We start from the raw sequence: 24,991 nt of genomic DNA on the forward strand, positions 1-24,991 counted from the left end.
TTATAGTCCAGCAGCCCACTCACCTAAAACTAGATTATACTTACTAATTTCAAAGGCTAGAAACTCCTTTTGATTTAATATATTTCCATGATGAGCATTATTTATTTTAATCAATTTAATATTAGATTTTTTTTCAACAATTGTATCTATATTATTATATTCAAGAGTAAGTGAGTATTCTTTAGAGTTCTCCGACACATCGTCTACTTGAAGTCTTGTATCTTTAAGCATTGCTTTAAATAGAAGTATACGAGTATCAATCAATGTTGAAGATATTTTTTGCATTCCAAGTTTCATTTCAATCTCCATATTAGATACAGTTTTTTCTATATAGACTTTATCATATCCTTGAGAAAGCATATAATTCTCATATTCGCTCTTTAGTTTTTCAATATTCATTTGAGTAGTTAAAGATAATAGATAATCATCGTTAAGCATAGTGTCTAATAAATACACTCTACTATTACTCATACCCCTTTGTTCTAAAATACTAGCTATCTCTAATGATATTTTTCCACCAAGTGACCAACCAAGTAAGTGAAATGTTTTTTGCTGAGTTTTTAACATTACGTTATCAATGTACGATAAATAATATTGGGCTAATTTATATAAATTATCTATCTTATTCTTCTGATACAGATTATAGTGATCTATCCCATAACAACTGAAATTATTAGCTAATGTATTAGCTAATGAAATATAAACTTCGCATCCTCCTATTCCTGGATGTATCATAAAGATATTTGGTTTATCAGAAGTCTTGTTTAATTTAATAATAGTTTGATAACTATTTTTAGTTTGCATTATTCTAGGTAAAAGTAATTCAATATTTTTATATATAAATATATCAGAAATCTTTAAATGTGATTGATAATAGTTATTTAGTCTACTTACCAACCTTATTGCTAAAATGCTATTACCTCCCAATCTAAAAAAATCATCATGGATACTTACTTTTTCTTCAGGTAATCCTAACACTTCTGTCCAAATCTTACAAACTTGACTCTCCAATTCATTTCTAGGGGCTACATATGTTTCAATATTAGTAAACTCAGGATCAGGCAATGATTTTCTATCCAACTTACCATTAATGGTTAATGGCAATCTCTCCAAATGCACTAATGCAGGTATCATATATTCCGGTAATCTTGCCCGTAGATAATTTAATATAGCCTCTTCATTTAACTTAGATTCTGATACATAATAACCTGCTAAATATTTACTGCCTAATTCTCCTGCTTCTTGTTGTTCTTTAGCTAGTACTACACTTTGTGTTATTCCTTCATAACTTGATAAAACACTCTCTATCTCTTCTAGTTCTATCCTGTAGCCTCTGATCTTAACCTGCAAATCATTACGTCCTATATATTCTACATATCCATTCCGATGCCATTTCCCTAAATCTCCTGTTTTATATAATCGACCAAACTTACTATGTTCTATAAAGCTAGCATTAGTTTTTTCTGGATCTCTCCAGTAATTTAATGCAACCCCTATACCACCAATATGAATTTCACCAATCACACCTACTGGACAATGCTCATAATTATAATTCAATACATATATCTTTTGATTTGGCATAGCTGTACCATAGGGGATACTGTGCCACTCTTGCTTAATTTCTGTTATCTCATACCATATAGACCAAATACTACCTTCTGTTGCCCCTCCTAAACTCATGATAATTGATTGATTACAATGTTTTTTGATTCTGTTTGGTAAACTAATAGGTATCCAATCACCACTTAATAAAAATAATTTTAAAGAAGCAATAGATAAATAACTATTCTCAACTGCATCTATTAGTAAGCTAGCTAACTGTGGTACTGTATTCCATATTGTAATTTGATATTTATTAATTAATTCCATCCAGTGATTAGGATCTTGTGTTTTCTCTTGTTTTGGAAGCACTATCTCACCACCTACAGTTAAGATACCAAATATATCATATACAGATAAATCAAAACTTAATTCTGATAATGATAATACTTTGTCTTTTGAAGAGATATTAAACCTCGAATTTATTGCAGCAATTGTATTTAATACTCCTCTATGAGTTATGGTAACTCCTTTAGGTTCTCCTGTTGAACCAGAAGTAAATATCACATATGCTATATCTTCTAGCATTACTATTGGTAAATTAATATTAGTCAGCTGTAATTCTAATTTCTTATTATTCTTGATTTTTGATAAAACATCTTCTATTACTAATAATTGATATTTTGTTGATAAAATTTCTCTAATTTCTTTTTTATTGTATTGTACTCTAGAAATTAGCAATATAGATACATTACCATGTGCTAATACTTTTTCCAGTCTTTCCACCGGCCAGTCTATATTCAGAGGTAAATAACCATGACTAGATGCCATTATAGACAGTGTTGATACTACTTGGTTATAACTTTTTTCGCTTAAAATCCCTATTAGTTTGTTATACGGCTGTACAATAGGATTAATATTATTTAAATGTAATATATATCTTGATAATAAATTACTCTCTTGTAATAATTGTTTGTATTTATACTCTTTTTCTATATCTATTACTGCTATATTATTTGGAGTTTTTTTTGCTTGTTCTTCAAACAATTCATGGATTGTTTTAGTATCTTGATACTCTCTATCAGTTCGATTCCATATATCTATTATTTGTTGGTATTGTTCTTGATCTAAATAGCTTAAATCAGCTATTTTAGTATGTTCTTGTCTTTGGCTATTATTAAGCAATGTCGCCAATTGTTTTAATATCTCAGTATATGTTTTTATAAAGCCATTAACTGTTTCTTTGCTATATAAACTTGTTGCATAATTAAAACTTCCTTTTAAACAAACTTCACTATCATCTATAACAGTACTAATATCAAACTTAGCTACATTATATAAACTAGCTCCTATTGTATGTGTTTGTAATATATTAGCTAAATAAGTTTCTTGTTGTTCCCCCACTTGATTATACAATTCACTCCCAAAATTTTGCACTGCAAACATTACTTGAAATATTGCATGCCTACTAGTATCTTTGAGTACATTTAGTTCCTCTACTAATTTCTCAAATGGTAAATCCTGATGAAGTTGTGCTTGTACTACTTCATCTCCTACTTGCTTGATAAATTCTTTAATTGAGATTTTTGCATCTATTTGTATCCTCAGGGCTAACGAATTGACAAAAAAACCAATTAAATTTTCTATCTGATTATATTGCCTATTAGCTATTGGAGTTCCTACCACTATATCATCTTGATTACTATAACTTCTCAACATTAAATAATAACCACTAAGTAATACGCTGTATAAGCTTACCTTTAATTTCTTAGCTAATTCCCTTAAAGATCTTGAGGTATCTTTATCTAACTCAAAATAGATATTGCTACCTTCATAATCTATCTGACTTGCTCTTGGTTTATCGGTTATTAAGTTTAATGTCTCATAACCACTTAGTTTATTTTTCCAGTAATTTAATTGTTTATCTAACCTTTCCCCACTTAAATAGTTTCTTTGCCATAATGCAAAATCTTTATATTGAATAGTTAATTTTGGTAAGTTTAGTTTACTTACTAAACCTTGTGATTGTTTTAGATAGTAACTATAATATACTTGTAGTTCTTTTAAAAATATATCAGTAGACCAACCATCAAAGGCTATGTGATGAATTACTATGCTTAGGTAATATTTTGGAGTATCTTTTGCATTGCTACTAATTAATTCATACAAGCAAATTCTTATCGGATATTCATTACCTAAATCATAAATATGATTTACTGACTTTTCTAGTTCCTCCTCTAATTGTAATTGATCAATGATGTTTATCTTTATAATCTCTAAGGGAAACTCTTTATCATCTAGTATTAATTGATAACCGTTACCTCTATTATCTTCTTTGATTAAGGTCCGTAGTATCTCGTGTCTAGCTACTATACTTTTTATACTACTTTCTAATATATCTATACTAGCATTACTAGATATACTAAATACCATCGGTATATTATAAGCATTAGTTCCTTCTTCATATTTCTCAATAAACCATAACCTCTCTTGAGCAAAAGATAACGATTGTTCTTCTACTTTAGTAAAGGCAGCTTTATCTATTACTATGTTATTTTCGTTATTATGTTCTATATATTGAACCAACCTTTTTACTGTATTGTGCTTAAAGATAGCTGGTATACTAATTGCATTATTTAATTCTTTACTTAATTTACTTACCAACCTTATTGCTAAAATGCTATTACCTCCCAATCTAAAAAAATCATCATGGATACTTACTTTTTCTTCAGGTAATCCTAACACTTCTGCCCAAATCTTACAAACTTGACTTTCCAATTCATTTCTAGGAGCGACATAGGTTTCAATATTAGTAAACTCAGGATCAGGTAATGATTTTCTATCCAACTTACCATTAATGGTTAATGGCAATCTCTCCAAATGCACTAATGCAGGTATCATATATTCCGGTAATCTTGCCCGTAGATAATTTAATATAGCCTCTTCATCTAACTTAGATTCTGATACATAATAACCTGCTAAATATTTACTGCCTAATTCTCCTGCTTCTTGTTGTTCTTTAGCTAGTACTACACTTTGTGTTATTCCTTCATAACTTGATAAAACACTCTCTATCTCTTCTAGTTCTATCCTGTAGCCTCTGATCTTAACTTGAAAGTCATTACGTCCTATATATTCTAAGTTACCATTTGCTAACCATCTTACCAAGTCTCCAGTCTTATATAACCTTGCATTCTTTGCTAATTTCTTTTCCTTTATACTTTGAAATGGATTAACTATAAACTTCTCTGCTGTTAAGTCAGGGCGATTTAAATAACCTCTAGCTAATCCTGCTCCCCCTATATATAATTCTCCTATCGCTCCTATTGGTAGCGGGGTTAAGTTTATATCTAGTACATAAGCCTTTCTATTTGTAAAAGCTATACCAATTGGTATAGTCTTTACGCTTGTTATGTTATTTTTACTAATATTTAATGTACAACTAAATGTAGTATTCTCCGTAGGACCATAACCATTAATAATATTCTGAGGTGCATCATGTAAGTTTATTAATTTGGATATTAGTTTAGGATTTAATGCTTCTCCACCAACAAGTAAATATTTAATATTTTTAAAAATACTTTGATCAATTAAAAACAATTGATCAAATAAAGTCCTTGTTAACCATAATACTGAAATTTTATTTGTTATTAATGTCTTTTGCAGTAAATTAATATCAGCTAATAAATCTATTTTATTAGCTGGAATAAATAATTTAGCTCCATTTAACAACGAGGTCCAAATCTCAAAAGTTGCAGCATCAAATGTTATATCGGCAAATTGAATAAATGAATCACTAGAATTAATAGACACATAATCAACATTCTTTACAAGAGATACTACTCCTTTATGTTCAATTATTACCCCCTTAGGATTACCTGTAGTACCTGAGGTATATATAACATAAGCAAGGTTATTGCTGGTGGTAGAAGTTGCAGGATTAGATGTCGGGTAGGATGCTAGTAAAGTTTGTAGTTGCTGATCATCAATTGCTAAGATCGTTACTTGACTAATTGTGCTAATAGCTAAACTATCTAATCTTTGTTTATGTCCTTCATTAGTCAGTACTAACTTACTATTTGTATCTTCTAATATATAGCTTATTCTTTCATCAGGATAATTTGAATCGATTGGTACATATGCTCCTCCTGCTTTTAATACAGCAAGGATCGCTATTAGCATATGTTCACTCCTGTCTAAACATAAGGCTATCAACGTATCGGGGCTAATCTGATATGTCTCTCTTAAGTAATTGGCTAACTGATTCGCCCTTTCATTAAGTTGCCTGTATGTTAGCTTAGTTTCCTCATATACTATTGCTATGTTATTTGGCGTTCTTGCTACTTGTTCTTCGAATAAAGCTTGTATCGTCTTATCGCTTGGATAAGTTTTATCTGTATCATTCCAGTTATTAATAATTTGTTGGTATTGTTGTTGATCTAAATAGTTTAAATCAGCTATTTTACTATGTGCTTGTCTTTGGCTATTATTAAGCAATGTCGCCAATTGTTTTAATATCTCAGTATATGTTTTTATAAAACCATTAATTGTTTCTTCGCTATATAAACTTGTTGCATAATTAAAACTTCCTTTTAAACAAACTTCACTATCATCTATAAAAGTACTAATATCAAACTTAGCTACATTATATAAACTAGTTCCTGTTGTATGTGTTTGTAATATATTAGCTAAATAAGTTTCTTGTTGTTCGTCCTCTTGACTATATAGCTCATTCCCAAAACTCTGCACTACAAACATTACTTGGAATATTGCATGCCTACTAGTATCTTTGATTACATTTAGTTCCTCTACTAATTTTTCAAATGGTAAATCCTGATGTAGTTGTGCTTGTACTATTTCATCTCCTACTTGCTTGATAAATTCTTTAATTGAAACTTTTGCATCTATTTGCATTCTCAGGGCTAACGAATTGACAAAGAAACCAATTAAATTTTCTATCTGATCATATTGCCTATTAGCTATTGGAGTTCCTACCACTATATCATCTTGATTACTATAACTTCTCAACATTAAATAATAACCACTAAGTAATACGCTGTATAAGCTTACCTTTAATTTCTTAGCTAATTCCCTTAAAGATCTTGAGGTATCTTTATCTAACTCAAAATAGATATTGCTACCTTCATAATCTATCTGACTTGCTCTTGGTTTATCGGTTATTAAGTTTAATGTCTCATAACCACTTAGTTTATTTTTCCAGTAATTTAATTGTTTATCTAATCTTTCCCCACTTAAATAGTTTCTTTGCCATAATGCAAAATCTTTATATTGAATAGTTAATTTTGGTAAGTTTAGTTTACTTACTAAACCTTGTGATTGTTTTAGATAGTAACTATAATATGCTTGTAGTTCTTTCAAAAATATATCAGTAGACCAACCATCAAAGGCTATGTGATGAATTACTATGCTTAGGTAATATTTTGGAGTATCTTTTGCATTGCTACTAATTAATTCATACAAGCAAATTCTTATCGGATATTCATTACCTAAATCATAAATATGATTTACTGACTTTTCTAGTTCCTCCTCTAATTGTAATTGATCAATGATGTTTATCTTTATAATCTCTAAGGGAAACTCTTTATCATCTAGTATTAATTGATAACCGTTACCTCTATTATCTTCTTTGATTAAGGTCCGTAGTATCTCGTGTCTAGCTACTATACTTTTTATACTACTTTCTAATATATCTATACTAGCATTACTAGATATACTAAATACCATCGGTATATTATAAGCATTAGTTCCTTCTTCATATTTCTCAATAAACCATAACCTCTCTTGAGCAAAAGATAACGATTGTTCTTCTACTTTAGTAAAGGCAGCTTTATCTATTACTATGTTATTTTCGTTATTATGTTCTATATATTGAACCAACCTTTTTACTGTATTGTGCTTAAAGATAGCTGGTATACTAATTGCATTATTTAATTCTTTACTTAATTTACTTACCAACCTTATTGCTAAAATGCTATTACCTCCCAATCTAAAAAAATCATCATGGATACTTACTTTTTCTTCAGGTAATCCTAACACTTCTGCCCAAATCTTACAAACTTGACTCTCCAATTCATTTCTAGAGGCTACATATGTTTCAATATTAGTAAACTCAGGATCAGGCAATGATTTTCTATCCAACTTACCACTAATGGTTAATGGCAATCTCTCCAAATGCACTAATGCAGGTATCATATATTCCGGTAATCTTGCCCGTAGATAATTTAATATAGCCTCTTCATCTAACTTAGATTCTGATACATAATAACCTGCTAAATATTTACTACCTAATTCTCCTGCTTCTTGTTGTTCTTTAGCTAGTACTACACTTTGTGTTATTCCTTCATAACTTGATAAAACACTCTCTATCTCTTCTAACTCTATTCTGTAGCCTCTGATCTTAACTTGAAAGTCATTACGTCCTATATATTCTAAGTTACCATTTGCTAACCATCTTACCAAGTCTCCAGTCTTATATAACCTTGCATTCTTTGCTAATTTCTTTTCCTTTATACTTTGAAATGGATTAACTATAAACTTCTCTGCTGTTAAGTCAGGGCGATTTAAATAACCTCTAGCTAATCCTGCTCCCCCTATATATAATTCTCCTATCGCTCCTATTGGTAGCGGGGTTAAGTTTATATCTAGTACATAAGCCTTTCTATTTGTAAAAGCTATACCAATTGGTATAGTCTTTACGCTTGTTATGTTATTTTTACTAATATTTAATGTACAACTAAATGTAGTATTCTCCGTAGGACCATAACCATTAATAATATTCTGAGGTGCATCATGTGAGTTTATTAATTTGGATATTAGTTTAGGATTTAATGCTTCTCCACCAACAAGTAAATATTTAATATTTTTAAAAATACTTTGATCAATTAAAAACAATTGATCAAATAAAGTCCTTGTTAACCATAATACTGAAATTTTATTTGTTATTAATGTCTTTTGCAGTAAATTAATATCAGCTAATAAATCTATTTTATTAGCTGGAATAAATAATTTAGCTCCATTTAACAACGAGGTCCAAATCTCAAAAGTTGCAGCATCAAATGTTATATCGGCAAATTGAATAAATGAATCACTAGAATTAATAGACACATAATCAACATTCTTTACAAGAGATACTACTCCTTTATGTTCAATTATTACCCCCTTAGGATTACCTGTAGTACCTGAAGTATATATAACATAAGCAAGGTTATTGCTGGTGGTAGAAGTTGCAGGATTAGATGTCGGGTAGGATGCTAGTAAAGTTTGTAGTTGCTGATCATCAATTGCTAAGATCGTTACTTGACTAATTGTGCTAATAGCTAAACTATCTAATCTTTGTTTATGTCCTTCATTAGTCAGTACTAACTTACTATTTGTATCTTCTAATATATAACTTATTCTTTCATCAGGATAATTTGAATCCATTGGTACATATGCTCCTCCTGCCTTTAATACAGCAAGTATCGCTATTAGCATATGTTCACTCCTGTCTAAACATAAGGCTATCAACGTATCGGGGCTAATCTGATATGTCTCTCTTAAGTAATTGGCTAACTGATTGGCTCTCTCATTAAGTTGCCTGTATGTTAGCTTAGTTTCCTCATAGACTATTGCTATGTTATTTGGTGTCCTTGCTGCTTGTTCTTCGAATAAAGCTTGTATTGTCTTATCGCTTGGATAAGTTTTATCTGTATCATTCCAATTATTAATGATTTGTTGGTATTGTTTTTGATCTAAATAGCTTAAATTCTGTACTTCCTGGTAAGGATTGCTTACTATTTGTTCAAGTAAGCTTTTAGCTATCAATAATAATTGCTCTATACTATCATTACTGAATAACTCCCCAGCATATTTGATCATAAATGTTAATTGATTATTTACTTCATATGCTATTACTGCTAATGGATAATCTAGTTTCTCTACTGATCCTGTAAACCTTATCTTAATTCTACTTTGCTGTTCTTCATTGGCTGGATTAGGATAGTTCTCATAAACAAATAAACTATCAAATAACCGCTCACCTCCTTTTTGTAATTTAACTAAGCTGATATCACTTCTACTATTGATCTCATTAATATCACTTTGAATAGCCTTTATTGACTCTATTACACTTGTTATTGTTTTATTTTGATGCTCTACTATCAATGGTAAAGTATTTATATACAACCCTACTGAACTCTCTATGTCATCTATTGGAAGATTCCTACCTGATACGGTAGTTCCTACTACCGTTTGATTACTATTACCATAAATACTTAATACTTTGTGCCATACATATTGTAATATTGCATTTAATGTTACACCTTCTTCTTGACTGAACTTTTTTAAATTGTCATATAAGTTGCCTGTAATTGTTAATACTTGTTCTGCTGGATTTGTTATATGTTTATGTTCACTTATTCTTAACTGTTTCTGTTTATTGTTACTTAATAACAAGCCACTGAAGTCACTTCGCTCTTCTATTTGAGATATATATTTATTCCAGTAATCCTTATTATCTTCTTGATGCTTTTGTATATATTTCTGTGCTTCTTGATAACTTTGCTCTATCTCTAACAATATTATTTCTTTATCTTGCAATTTTAAGTAAGTATCATGAATATATCCTAATAATATTGAATTACTCCAACCATCTAATATTGCATGGTGATTACTAAAAATACATGTATATAAATCTTCCCTCTGCTTAATTAAATACACCCTAAATAAATTACCTTGTTGTAAGTCATATACTTCAAGCCGATCTTCTTCTTGAATTTGTTTAATGGTAAATTCTTGAATTGTAAAATCTTGTTCTTCACTTAAGTCAATATATCTCCAATCTAAATTACCTTCTTTATCTATTACTTGGATTAATTCTTCCTCCCAGTTTAACCTCAGCCTTAGGCTACTGAATCTTGCTTGAGCATAACCCCAAGCTTCTTTTAATTTATTAAGTGCTAACTGATTATTATATTGCCAAATAATCTGTACTCTGTACGCATCATCAACATCACCTTGATTTAAGGTATGATAAATAAAACCTTGTTGTAAGCTATTTGCTAAATATACTCCTTCTATCTCTCGATGTTCTTGTAACCTATCTAAGTATTCCTGACTTATTACATTATCTATATCGCTCACTGTTAAGTAGCTTCTAGTCTGCTTGACTGTGTAGCTGATTATATCTTCTAACTTCTGTTGAAATAAATCAGCTAGTTTATTGGTTATATTTGCACCTAACTTACTTGCTATACTAAATTTAAGTTTACCATCTACAACTAAACCATTGATATTAACTATATTGTTGTCTTGGTTAGCGGGATGCATTGATATACCGCTATTCTCACTAATAATATTCCATAAATCTTTATCTGTTGTCGCACCTTGCTTGTCAAACTGTCCTAGATAGTTAAAGCTTATTCTTGATAAATCACTCTGATATCCTATTACTGTCCCGTAACCTATTCCTTTATTTGGTACTTGTCTTAAATTCTCTTTGACAGTCTTAAGACTATTACCTAACTCCTCACTTATCTCTAATCGTATTGGATAGATAGTAGTAAACCAACCAACTGTTCTTGTTATATCAATATTACTATCTATCTCCTCTCTACCGTGACCTTCTAATACTATATAGTTAATTTTATTGTCTGTTATCTCAGCTAAACTATAACCAAGAGCAGTAAGCAAGATATCATTCACTTGCGTATTATAAGCTCTATTACTGTCTTGTAATAACTTACCAGTCTGTTCTTTGTTTAATTGTAAGCTAGCATAACTATAAGTATCTTCACTTGCTATTAACTTATTTAGATGATTATTATTACTATCATAGTCAGATAAGATATTTGACCAGTAAGTTTTTTCACTCTCATGAGTAGTTGCATATTCTCTTACTGCATTTACCCATTGTCTGTAACTACCTCCTTTACTACCTAAATCTTTAGCATGGTAAAGATTTCTTAAATCTTCAGCAATTATCCTCCAACTTACCGCATCTACTATTAAATGATGCAGAGCAAAATAGATCCTACTACTCCCATCTTCATAACCAAAAATATAGCCAATACTATAGGTTGGTCCATGCTCTAAATCAAAATTACTCTGCCAACTAGTTAATATCTCCTGTAGTTTAAACTCAAATTCTTTACTACCTTTTTTAACATCCAATTTGTTTATGTCTAATATCTTTAATTCTTCTACCTTGGCATCATTATTATAATATTGGCAATAACTCTGTACCAAATCTGTAGCTTTCCTGTATCTTAGTCTAAAACTATCATGATGTTGAACTAATTTAGTTATGCTTAGCTGTAGCCTATTTATATCTAAGGTCTCGGTTCTTAACAGAAATGACTGATTCCAATGATTAGGAATTATAAAATTATGCTTAAAGAACCACTGTTGCACTGGTAATAATGGTACTTCTCCACTTAATATACCTTGTTCACTTCTTAAATCTCCTTGAGTACTGCCTTGTCCTTTGCTTAAAACATTATCATAGAGTCTTTCAATAGTTTTATAACCAAAGATATCCTTAACAGTAACATTTAACCCTAGCCTTTGTCTTAACCTACTTACCAACTGGATACTTATTATACTATCCCCTCCTAGTCTAAAGAAATCATCATGGATACTTACTTTATCTTCAGGCAATCCTAACACTTCTGCCCAAATCCTACAAACTTGACTTTCCAATTCATTTCTAGGAGCGACATAGGTTTCAATATTAGTAAACTCAGGATCAGGTAATGATTTTCTATCCAACTTACCATTAATGGTTAATGGCAAACTCTCCAAATGCATTAACACAGCAGGTATCATATATTCCGGTAATCTTGCCTGTAGGTAATTTAATATGCCTTCTTCATCTAACTTAGATTCTGATACATAATAACCTACTAAGTATTTACTAGCATTAGAGTCTATATGATCTCTTGCTACTACAACTGATTGTTTCACAGCTAGATACTGACTAAGTGCATTCTCTATCTCACCAAGTTCTATCCTATATCCTCTAATCTTAACCTGAAAATCATTACGTCCTATATATTCTAGATTACCATCAGGCAACCAACGTACTAGATCACCCGTTTTATAAACCCTTGCATTCTTTCCATTTGTTCCATAACTTTTATCAGCTTTCTCTTCCTTAGTTTGAAATGGATTTGAAATAAACTTTTCAGCAGTTAACTCAGGTCTATTTAAATATCCCCTAGCAAGACCCACCCCTCCTACATACAACTCTCCAATAGCACCAATTGGTACAGGGTTAAATGCTGTATCCAATACATATACAGTAGTATTATCTATGGGCTTTCCTATATAAACTTCTTTTATATCTTTATCACTACAATCATAATATAAAACATCTACAGTAGTCTCAGTTGGTCCATATAGATTATGTAGCTTTATATTAGCTAATAACTGATGGTACTGACTTACTTGATTTATACCAATAGGTTCTCCACTACAAAAGATATACCTTAAACTTGCTACAAAATTATCTTTCTTATAATCTACACCTTTATTTTCCTTATTTAGGTTAGTATCTACACTTAATTGTTCCATATTAACTAGGGTATCTTCAAATACACTAAGCATTGAAGGTACAAAATGAGCAATCGTTATAGATTCTTGCCTCATTAGTTCTATAAGATAATTCGGATATTTATGACCTGTGGGGTTAGCAAATACAACACTTGCCCCATACCAATTAGCCCATAATAATTCCCATACTGATACATCAAATATATAAGGTGTTTTTTGTAATATCTTATCTATTTCATTGAGGGGATATTTATCATTCATCCACTTAATTCTATTCACTACACTCTTATGCTCAATCATAACCCCTTTATGATTACCAGTAGTACCTGAAGTATAAATTACGTAAGCTAGATTATTGCTTTGTGTCTCTGTTCGTGGGTTCTGCATAGATTGAGATGATAGTTGCTTTTCGAATAAAACATTATCTATCGTTACTACTTGTAAAGTTAAGTCGGACTTATTAGCTAAACTCTTTAACCTATTCTCATAAATTTCATTAGTCAATACTATATGAGAATTTGTATCTTCTAATATATAGCTTATTCTTTCATCAGGATAATTTGAATCGATTGGTACATATGCTCCTCCTGCCTTTAATACAGCAAGTATCGCTATTAGCATATGTTCACTCCTGTCTAAACATAAGGCTATCAACGTATCGGGGCTAATCTGATATGTCTCTCTTAAGTAATTGGCTAACTGATTCGCCCTTTCATTAAGTTGCCTGTATGTTAGCTTAGTTTCCTCATATACTATTGCTATGTTATTTGGCGTTCTTGCTACTTGTTCTTCGAATAAAGCTTGTATCGTCTTATCGCTTGGATAAGTTTTATCTGTATCATTCCAGTTATTAATAATTTGTTGGTATTGTTGTTGATCTAAATAGTTTAAATCAGCTATTTTACTATATGCTTGTTTTTGGCTATTATTAAGCAATGTCACCAATTGTTTTAATATCTCAGTATATGTTTTTATAAAACCATTAATTGTTTCTTCGCTATATAAACTTGTTGCATAATTAAAACTTCCTTTTAAACAAACTTCACTATCATCTATAAAAGTACTAATATCAAACTTAGCTACATTATATAAACTAGCTCCTGTTGTATGTGTTTGTAATATATTAGCTAAATAAGTTTCTTGTTGTTCGTCCTCTTGACTATATAGCTCATTCCCAAAACTCTGCACTGCAAACATTACTTGGAATATTGCATGCCTACTAGTATCTTTGATTACATTTAGTTCCTCTACTAATTTTTCAAATGGTAAATCCTGATGTAGTTGTGCTTGTACTATTTCATCTCCTACTTGCTTGATAAATTCTTTAATTGAAACTTTTGCATCTATTTGCATTCTCAGGGCTAACGAATTGACAAAGAAACCAATTAAATTTTCTATCTGATCATATTGCCTATTAGCTATTGGAGTTCCTACCACTATATCATCTTGATTACTATAACTTCTCAACATTAAATAATAACCACTAAGTAATACGCTGTATAAGCTTACCTTTAATTTCTTAGCTAATTCCCTTAAAGATCTTGAGGTATCTTTATCTAACTCAAAATAGATATTGCTACCTTCATAATCTATCTGACTTGCTCTTGGTTTATCGGTTATTAAGTTTAATGTCTCATAACCACTTAGTTTATTTTTCCAGTAATTTAATTGTTTATCTAACCTTTCCCCACTTAAATAGTTTCTTTGCCATAATGCAAAATCTTTATATTGAATAGTTAATTTTGGTAAGTTTAGTTTACTTACTAAACCTTGTGATTGTTTTAGATAGTAACTATAATATGCTTGTAGTTCTCTCAACAATATATCGGTAGACCAACCATCAAAGGCTATGTGATGAATTACTATGCTTAGGTAGTATTTTGGAGTATCTTTTGCATTGCTACTAATTAATTCATATAAGCAAACTCTTATCGGATATTCATTACTTAAATCATAAATATGATTTACTGCCTTTTCTAACTCTTCTTCTAATTGTAATTGATCAATGATGTTTATCTTTATAATCTCTAAGGGAAACTCTTTATCATCTAGTATTAATTGATAACCATTACCTCTATTATCTTCTTTGATTAAGGTCCGTAGTATCTCGTGTCTAGCTACTATACTTTTTATACTACTTTCTAATATATCTATACTAGCATTACTAGATATACTAAATACCATCGGTATATTATAAGCATTAGTTCCTTCTTCATATTTCTCAATAAACCATAACCTCTCTTGAGCAAAAGATAACGATTGTTCTTCTACTTTAGTAAAGGCAGCTTTATCTATTACTATGTTATTTTCGTTATTATGTTCTATATATTGAACCAACCTTTTTACTGTATTGTGCTTAAAGATAGCTGGTATACTAATTGCATTATTTAATTCTTTACTTAATTTACTTACCAACCTTATTGCTAAAATGCTATTACCTCCCAATCTAAAAAAATCATCATGGATACTTACTTTTTCTTCAGGTAATCCTAACACTTCTGCCCAAATCTTACAAACTTGACTCTCCAATTCATTTCTAGGGGCTACATATGTTTCAATATTAGTAAACTCAGGATCAGGCAATGATTTTCTATCCAACTTACCACTAATGGTTAATGGCAATCTCTCCAAATGCACTAATGCAGGTATCATATATTCCGGTAATCTTGCCCGTAGATAATTTAATATAGCCTCTTCATCTAACTTAGATTCTGATACATAATAACCTGCTAAATATTTACTACCTAATTCTCCTGCTTCTTGTTGTTCTTTAGCTAGTACTACACTTTGTGTTATTCCTTCATAACTTGATAAAACACTCTCTATCTCTTCTAACTCTATTCTGTAGCCTCTGATCTTAACTTGAAAGTCATTACGTCCTATATATTCTAAGTTACCATTTGCTAACCATCTTACCAAGTCTCCAGTCTTATATAACCTTGCATTCTTTGCTAATTTCTTTTCCTTTATACTTTGAAATGGATTAACTATAAACTTCTCTGCTGTTAAGTCAGGGCGATTTAAATAACCTCTAGCTAATCCTGCTCCCCCTATATATAATTCTCCTATCGCTCCTATTGGTAGCGGAGTTAAGTTAGTGTCTAATACATAACACCTTACGTTAGAAATTGCAGATCCTATATTTGTAGCACCATTATTATTATAGTGATTTAAGCTTGCACATACTGTTACCTCACTTGGACCATATGCATTTATTACTTTTACGTTACTATTTTGATAGTAATTTAATACTTCCTTATTTGCCTTCTCACCTGCTACTATTAATGTTTTTAATTCAAGTAGATTTTTACTATTTAATAAGGCTGGAGGTATTGTAGCTATAACTATATCGTTTTTTTGTATGTAAAGGCTTAGTAGCCTTATATCTTGCCTTATATCATTATCTATGATATATATAGCACGACCATTTAAGATAGTTGTATAAATTTCCCATACATGTGCGTCAAATACATAATTACCATACCATAAGCAATTTTTAATGTTTTTTTCTTTAGGTAATTCAAACTCTTTTTCTTGTATTTTTGCTAAATTTATAATTCCTCTATGCTCAATCATTACTCCCTTAGGATTACCTGTAGTACCTGAAGTATATATAACATAAGCAAGGTTATTGCTGGTGGTAAAAGTTGTAGGGTTAGATATTAGATGGGATGCTAGTAAAGTTTGTACTTGCTGATCATCAATTGCTAAGATTGTTGCTTGACTGGTTGTGCTAATAGCTAAGCTATCTAATCTTTTTTTATGTTCTTTATTAGTCAGTACTAACTTACTACTTGTATCTTCTAATATATAGCTTATTCTTTCATCAGGATAACTTGAATCCATTGGCACATATGCTCCTCCTGCTTTTAATACACCAAGTATCGCTATTAGCATATGTTCACTCCTGTCTAAACATAAGGCTATCAAGGTATCTGGCTTAATCTCATACGTCTCTCTTAAGTAATTGCCTAACTGATTGCCTCTTTTATTAAGTTGTCTGTATGTTAGCTTAGTTTCTTCATATACTATTGCTATGTTATTTGGTGTCCTTACTACTTGTTCTTCGAATAAAGCTTGTATCGTCTTATCACTTGGATAAGTTTTATCTGTATCATTCCAATTATTAATGATTTGTTGGTATTGTTGTTGATCTAAATAGTTTAAATCAGCTATTTTACTATGTGCTTGTCTTTGGCTATTATTAAGCAATGTAGCCAATTGTTTTAATATCTCAGTATATGTTTTTATAAAGCCATTAATTGTTTCTTCGCTATATAAACTTATGGCGTAATTAAAACTTCCTTTTAAGCAAACTTCACTATCATCTATAACAGTACTAATATCAAACTTAGCTACATTATATAAACTAGCTCCTGTTGTATGTGTTTGTAATATATTAGCTAAATAAGTTTCTTGTTGTTCCCCCACTTGATTATACAATTCACTCCCAAAATTTTGCACTGCAAACATTACTTGAAATATTGCATGCCTACTAGTATCTTTGAGTACATTTAGTTCCTCTACTAATTTCTCAAATGGTAAATCCTGATGAAGTTGTGCTTGTACTACTTCATCTCCTACTTGCTTAATAAATTCTTTAATTGAGATTTTTGCATCTATTTGTATCCTCAGGGCTAACGAATTGACAAAAAAACCAATTAAATTTTCTATCTGATTATATTGCCTATTAGCTATTGGAGTTCCTACCACTATATCATCTTGATTACTATAACTTCTCAACATTAAATAATAACCACTAAGTAATACGCTGTATAAGCTTACCTTTAATTTCTTAGCTAATTCCCTTAAAGATCTTGAGGTATCTTTATCTAACTCAAAATAGATATTGCTACCTTCATAATCTATCTGACTTGCTCTTGGTTTATCGGTTATTAAGTTTAATGTCTCATAACCACTTAGTTTATTCTTCCAGTAATTTAATTGTTTATCTAATCTTTCCCCACTTAAATAGTTTCTTTGCCATAATGCAAAATCTTTATATTGAATAGTTAATTTTGGTAAGTTTAGTTTACTTACTAAACCTTGTGATTGTTTTAGATAATAACTATAATATGCTTGTAGTTCTTTCAAAAATATATCGGTAGACCAACCATCAAAGGCTATGTGATGAATTACTATGCTTAGGTAGTATTTTGGAGTATCTTTTGCATTGCTACTAATTAATTCATATAAGCAAACTCTTATCGGATATTCATTACTTAAATCATAAATATGATTTACTGCCTTTTCTAACTCTTCTTCTAATTGTAATTGATCAATGATGTTTATCTTTATAATCTCTAAGGGAAACTCTTTATCATCTAGTATTAATTGATAACCATTGCCTCTATTGTCTTCTTTGATTAAGGTCCTTAGTATAGCGTGTCTAGCTACTATACTTTTTATACTACTTTCTAATATATCTATACTAGCATTACTAGATATACTAAATACCATCGGTATATTATATGCATTAGTTCCTTCCTCATATTTCTCAATAAACCATAACCTCTCTTGGGCAAAAGATAATGATTGTTCTTCTACTTTAGTAATGCTAGCTTTATCTATTACTATGCTATTTTCGTTATTATGTTCTATGTATTGAACCAACCTTTTTACTGTATTGTGCTTAAAGATAGCTGGTATACTAATTGCACTATTTAATTCTTTACTTAATTTACTTACCAACCTTATTGCTAAAATGCTATTACCTCCCAATCTAAAAAAATCATCATGGATACTTACTTTTTCTTCAGGTAATCCTAACACTTCTGCCCAAATCTTACAAACTTGACTCTCCAATTCATTTCTAGGGGCTACATATGTTTCAATATTAGTAAACTCAGGATCAGGCAATGATTTTCTATCCAACTTACCATTAATCGTTAATGGCAATCTTTCCAAATGCATTAATACAGCAGGTATCATATATTCCGGTAATCTTGCCTGTAGGTAATTTAGTATAGCTTCTTCATCTAACTTATATTCTGATACATAATAACCCGCTAAATACTTACTTCCTGATTCTCCTAGTCCTTGTTGTTCTTGAGCTAACACTACACTCTGTGTTATTCCTTTATAACTTGATAAAACACTCTCTATTTCTTCTAACTCTATCCTGTATCCTCTGATCTTAACCTGAAAATCATTACGTCCTATATATTCTAAATTACCATCTGCTAACCATCTTACCAAGTCTCCAGTCTTATATAATCTTGTATTCTTTACTAACTTCTTTTCCTCTGTACTTTGAAATGGATTAACTATGAACTTCTCTGCTGTTAACTCAGGTCTATTTAAATACCCTCTAGCTAATCCCACTCCCCCTATATATAATTCTCCTATCGCTCTTATTGGTAGCGGAGTTAAGTTAGTGTCTAATACATAACACCTTGCATTAGAAATTGCAGATCCTATATTTGTAGCACCATTATTATTATAGTGATTTAAGCTTGCACATACTGTTACCTCACTTGGTCCATATGAATTTATTACTTTTACGTTACTATTCTGATAGTAATTTAGTACTTCTTTATTTGCTTTATCTCCTCCTACCACTAAGATATTTAATTTCAGTATATATTCATTATTTAATAATGTTGGAGGTATTGCAGCTATATCTATATTGTTTTTTTGTATGTAAATACTTAGTTGCCTTATATCTTGCCTTATATCATTATCTATGATATATATAGTATGACCATTTAAGATAGTTGTATAAGCTTCCCATACATGTGCATCAAATACATAATTAGCATACCATAAGCAATTTTTGATATTTTTTTCTTTAGGTAATTCAAACTCTTTTTCTTGTACTATTGCTAAATTTATAATTCCTCGATGTTCAATCATTACCCCCTTAGGATTACCTGTAGTACCTGAGGTATATATAACATAAGCAAGGTTATTGCTGGTGGTAGAAGTTGCAGGATTAGATGTCGGGTAGGATGCTAGTAAAGTTTGTAGTTGCTGATCATCAATTGCTAAGATCGTTACTTGACTAATTATGCTAATAGCTAAGCTATCTAATCTTTGTTTATGTCCTTCATTAGTCAGTACTAACTTACTATTTGTATCTTCTAATATATAACTTATTCTTTCATCAGGATAATTTGAATCGATTGGTACATATGCTCCTCCTGCCTTTAATACAGCAAGGATCGCTATTAGCATATGTTCACTCCTGTCTAAACATAAGGCTATCAACGTATCGGGGCTAATCTGATATGTCTCTCTTAAGTAATTGGCTAACTGATTGGCTCTCTCATTAAGTTGCCTGTATGTTAGCTTAGTTTCTTCATATACTATTGCTATGTTATTTGGTGTCCTTGCTGCTTGTTCTTCGAATAAAGCTTGTATTGTCTTATCGCTTGGATAAGTTTTATCTGTATCATTCCAGTTATTAATAATTTGTTGGTATTGTTGTTGATCTAAATAGTTTAAATCAGCTATTTTACTATGTGCTTGTTTTTGGCTATTATTAAGCAATGTCGCCAATTGTTTTAATATCTCAGTATATGTTTTTATAAAACCATTAATTGTTTCTTCGCTATATAAACTTGTTGCATAATTAAAACTTCCTTTTAAACAAACTTCACTATCATCTATAAAAGTACTAATATCAAACTTAGCTACATTATATAAACTAGCTCCTGTTGTATGTGTTTGTAATATATTAGCTAAATAAGTTTCTTGTTGTTCGTCCTCTTGACTATATAGCTCATTCCCAAAACTCTGCACTGCAAACATTACTTGGAATATTGCATGCCTACTAGTATCTTTGATTACATTTAGTTCCTCTACTAATTTTTCAAATGGTAAATCCTGATGTAGTTGTGCTTGTACTATTTCATCTCCTACTTGCTTGATAAATTCTTTAATTGAAACTTTTGCATCTATTTGCATTCTCAGGGCTAACGAATTGACAAAGAAACCAATTAAATTTTCTATCTGATCATATTGCCTATTAGCTATTGGAGTTCCTACCACTATATCATCTTGATTACTATAACTTCTCAACATTAAATAATAACCACTAAGTAATACGCTGTATAAGCTTACCTTTAATTTCTTAGCTAATTCCCTTAAAGATCTTGAGGTATCTTTATCTAACTCAAAATAGATATTGCTACCTTCATAATCTATCTGACTTGCTCTTGGTTTATCGGTTATTAAGTTTAATGTCTCATAACCACTTAGTTTATTTTTCCAGTAATTTAATTGTTTATCTAACCTTTCCCCACTTAAATAGTTTCTTTGCCATAATGCAAAATCTTTATATTGAATAGTTAATTTTGGTAAGTTTAGTTTACTTACTAAACCTTGTGATTGTTTTAGATAGTAACTATAATATACTTGTAGTTCTTTCAAAAATATATCGGTAGACCAACCATCAAAGGCTATGTGATGAATTACTATGCTTAGGTAATATTTTGGAGTATCTTTTGCATTGCTACTAATTAATTCATACAAGCAAACTCTTATCGGATATTCATTACCTAAATCATAAATATGATTTACTGACTTTTCTAGTTCCTCCTCTAATTGTAATTGATCAATGATGTTTATCTTTATAATCTCTAAGGGAAACTCTTTATCATCTAGTATTAATTGATAACCGTTACCTCTATTATCTTCTTTGATTAAGGTCCGTAGTATCTCGTGTCTAGCTACTATACTTTTTATACTACTTTCTAATATATCTATACTAGCATTACTAGATATACTAAATACCATCGGTATATTATAAGCATTAGTTCCTTCTTCATATTTCTCAATAAACCATAACCTCTCTTGGGCAAAAGATAATACTGACTTATTTAATTTATCTTTAAGTATAAGTAGGTTATATTTACTTGAATAAATCTGATTATTTTGTAGTAAATAAAGAATCTTAGCTTTATTATGCTTAATAAAACTCTTTTGGGAATTTGTAAAAAGTATTCCCTCAGGAATAAATAACTGTATTTTGTTATTTTGAACCCAAATTTTTATTCCGTTATTAATTAATTTATAAATAAATAACATAATTGTATCATAATTCATACTTTTTACCTTTCTTATTATTTTTAGCTTTATCCCCTAGATAATAAACTAGTTTCTCTACACTATTATGTTTAAAGATAGCTGGTATACTAATTGCATTATTTAATTCTTTACTTAATTTACTTACCAACCTTATTGCTAAAATGCTATTACCTCCTAATCTAAAAAAATCATCATGGATACTTACTTTTTCTTCAGGTAATCCTAACACTTCTGCCCAAATCTTACAAACTTGACTCTCCAATTCATTCCTAGGGGCTACATATGTTTCAATATTAGTAAACTCAGGATCAGGCAATGATTTTCTATCCAACTTACCATTAATCGTTAATGGCAATCTTTCCAAATGCATTAATACAGCAGGTATCATATATTCCGGTAATCTTGCCTGTAGATAATTTAATATGCCTTCTTCATCTAACTTAGATTCCGATACATAATAACCTGCTAAATACTTACTACCTAATTCTCCTGCTTCTTGTTGTTCTTTAGCTAGTACTACACTTTGTGTTATTCCTTCATAACTTGATAAAACACTCTCTATCTCTTCTAACTCTATTCTGTAGCCTCTGATCTTAACTTGAAAGTCATTACGTCCTATATATTCTAAGTTACCATTTGCTAACCATCTTACCAAGTCTCCAGTCTTATATAACCTTGCATTCTTTGCTAATTTCTTTTCCTTTATACTTTGAAATGGATTAACTATAAACTTCTCTGCTGTTAAGTCAGGGCGATTTAAATAACCTCTAGCTAATCCTGCTCCCCCTATATATAATTCTCCTATCGCTCCTATTGGTAGCGGAGTTAAGTTAGTATCTAATACATAACACCTTACGTTAGAAATTGCAGAACCTATATTTGTAGCACCATTATTATTATAGTGATTTAAGCTTGCATATACAGTCACCTCACTTGGTCCATATGCATTTATCACTTTTACGTTACTATTTTGATAGTAATCTAATACTTCTTTGTTAGCTTTATCCCCCCCTAGCACTAAGATATTTAATCTAAGTATATATTCATTATTTAATAATGTAGGTGGTAGTAACGCTATATCTATATTGTTTTTTTGTATGTAAATACTTAGTTGCCTTATATCTTGCCTTATATCATTATCTATGGTATATATAGTATGACCATTTAAGATAGTTGTATAAGCTTCCCATACATGTGCATCAAATACATAATTAGCATACCATAAGCAATTTTTGATATTTTTTTCTTTAGGTAATTCAAACTCTTTTTCTTGTACTATTGCTAAATTTATAATTCCTCGATGTTCAATCATTACCCCCTTAGGATTACCTGTAGTACCTGAAGTATATATAACATAAGCAAGGTTATTGCTGGTGGTAGAAATTGTAGGATTAGATGTCAGGTAGGATGCTAGTAAAGTTTGTATTTGCTGATCATCAATTACTAAGATCGTTGCTTGACTAATTGTGCTAATAGCTAAACTATCTAATCTTTGTTTATGTCCTTCATTAGTCAGTACTAACTTACTATTTGTATCTTCTAATATATAACTTATTCTTTCATCAGGATAATTTGAATCGATTGGTACATATGCTCCTCCTGCTTTTAATACAGCAAGGATCGCTATTAGCATATGTTCACTCCTGTCTAAACATAAGGCTATCAACGTATCGGGGCTAATCTGATATGTCTCTCTTAAGTAATTGGCTAACTGATTCGCCCTTTCATTAAGTTGCCTGTATGTTAGCTTAGTTTCCTCATATACTATTGCTATGTTATTTGGCGTTCTTGCTACTTGTTCTTCGAATAAAGCTTGTATCGTCTTATCGCTTGGATAAGTTTTATCTGTATCATTCCAGTTATTAATAATTTGTTGGTATTGTTGTTGATCTAAATAGTTTAAATCAGCTATTTTACTATGTGCTTGTCTTTGGCTATTATTAAGCAATGTCGCTAATTGTTTTAATATCTCAGTATATGTTTTTATAAAACCATTAATTGTTTCTTCGCTATATAAACTTGTTGCATAATTAAAACTTCCTTTTAAACAAACTTCACTATCATCTATAAAAGTACTAATATCAAACTTAGCTACATTATATAAACTAGCTCCTATTGTATGTGTTTGTAATATATTAGCTAAATAAGTTTCTTGTTGTTCCCCTACTTGATTATATAATTCACTCCCAAAATTTTGTACTGCAAACATTACTTGGAATATTGCATGCCTACTAGTATCTTTGATTACATTTAGTTCCTCTACTAATTTTTCAAATGGTAAATCCTGATGTAGTTGTGCTTGTACTATTTCATCTCCTACTTGCTTGATAAATTCTTTAATTGAAACTTTTGCATCTATTTGCATTCTCAGGGCTAACGAATTGACAAAGAAACCAATTAAATTTTCTATCTGATCATATTGCCTATTAGCTATTGGAGTTCCTACCACTATATCATCTTGATTACTATAACTTCTCAACATTAAATAATAACCACTAAGTAATACGCTGTATAAGCTTACCTTTAATTTCTTAGCTAATTCCCTTAAAGATCTTGAGGTATCTTTATCTAACTCAAAATAGATATTGCTACCTTCATAATCTATCTGACTTGCTCTTGGTTTATCGGTTATTAAGTTTAATGTCTCATAACCACTTAGTTTATTCTTCCAGTAATTTAATTGTTTATCTAATCTTTCCCCACTTAAATAGTTTCTTTGCCATAATGCAAAATCTTTATATTGAATAGTTAATTTTGGTAAGTTTAGTTTACTTACTAAACCTTGTGATTGTTTTAGATAGTAACTATAATATGCTTGTAGTTCTTTCAAAAATATATCGGTAGACCAACCATCAAAGGCTATGTGATGAAT

At 30.3% G+C, this 24,991-nt stretch carries 2 protein-coding genes (1 of these 2 only partly in view); both read right to left on the reverse strand.

Annotated elements, in window-relative coordinates; translation table 11 throughout:
• The gene (locus ACFEL2_RS05075; RefSeq protein WP_375331669.1) at window positions 1-22,137 is read right to left on the reverse strand and encodes a non-ribosomal peptide synthase/polyketide synthase; all 22,137 of its coding nucleotides are present in this window, start codon (window positions 22,135-22,137) and stop codon (window positions 1-3) included.
• Window positions 22,127-24,991, reverse strand: the 3' portion of a protein-coding gene (locus tag ACFEL2_RS05080) for a non-ribosomal peptide synthase/polyketide synthase (protein WP_375331670.1). Its footprint extends 37,131 nt past the window's final position; only the last 2,865 of its 39,996 coding nucleotides appear in the window; its start codon lies off the right edge, out of view — the gene reads right to left on this strand; it ends in the stop codon at window positions 22,127-22,129. The genes ACFEL2_RS05075 and ACFEL2_RS05080 overlap by 11 nt, the downstream gene beginning before the upstream one ends.

It is taken from the genome of Candidatus Tisiphia endosymbiont of Temnostethus pusillus (genome assembly GCF_964264675.1).
Taxonomy (GTDB): Bacteria; Pseudomonadota; Alphaproteobacteria; order Rickettsiales; family Rickettsiaceae; genus Tisiphia.

Coding starts and splice junctions, on each gene's coding strand:
- ACFEL2_RS05075 (WP_375331669.1), bottom strand. CDS start 22,137: ATGAATTATGATACAATTATGTTATTTATTTATAAATTAATTAATAAC.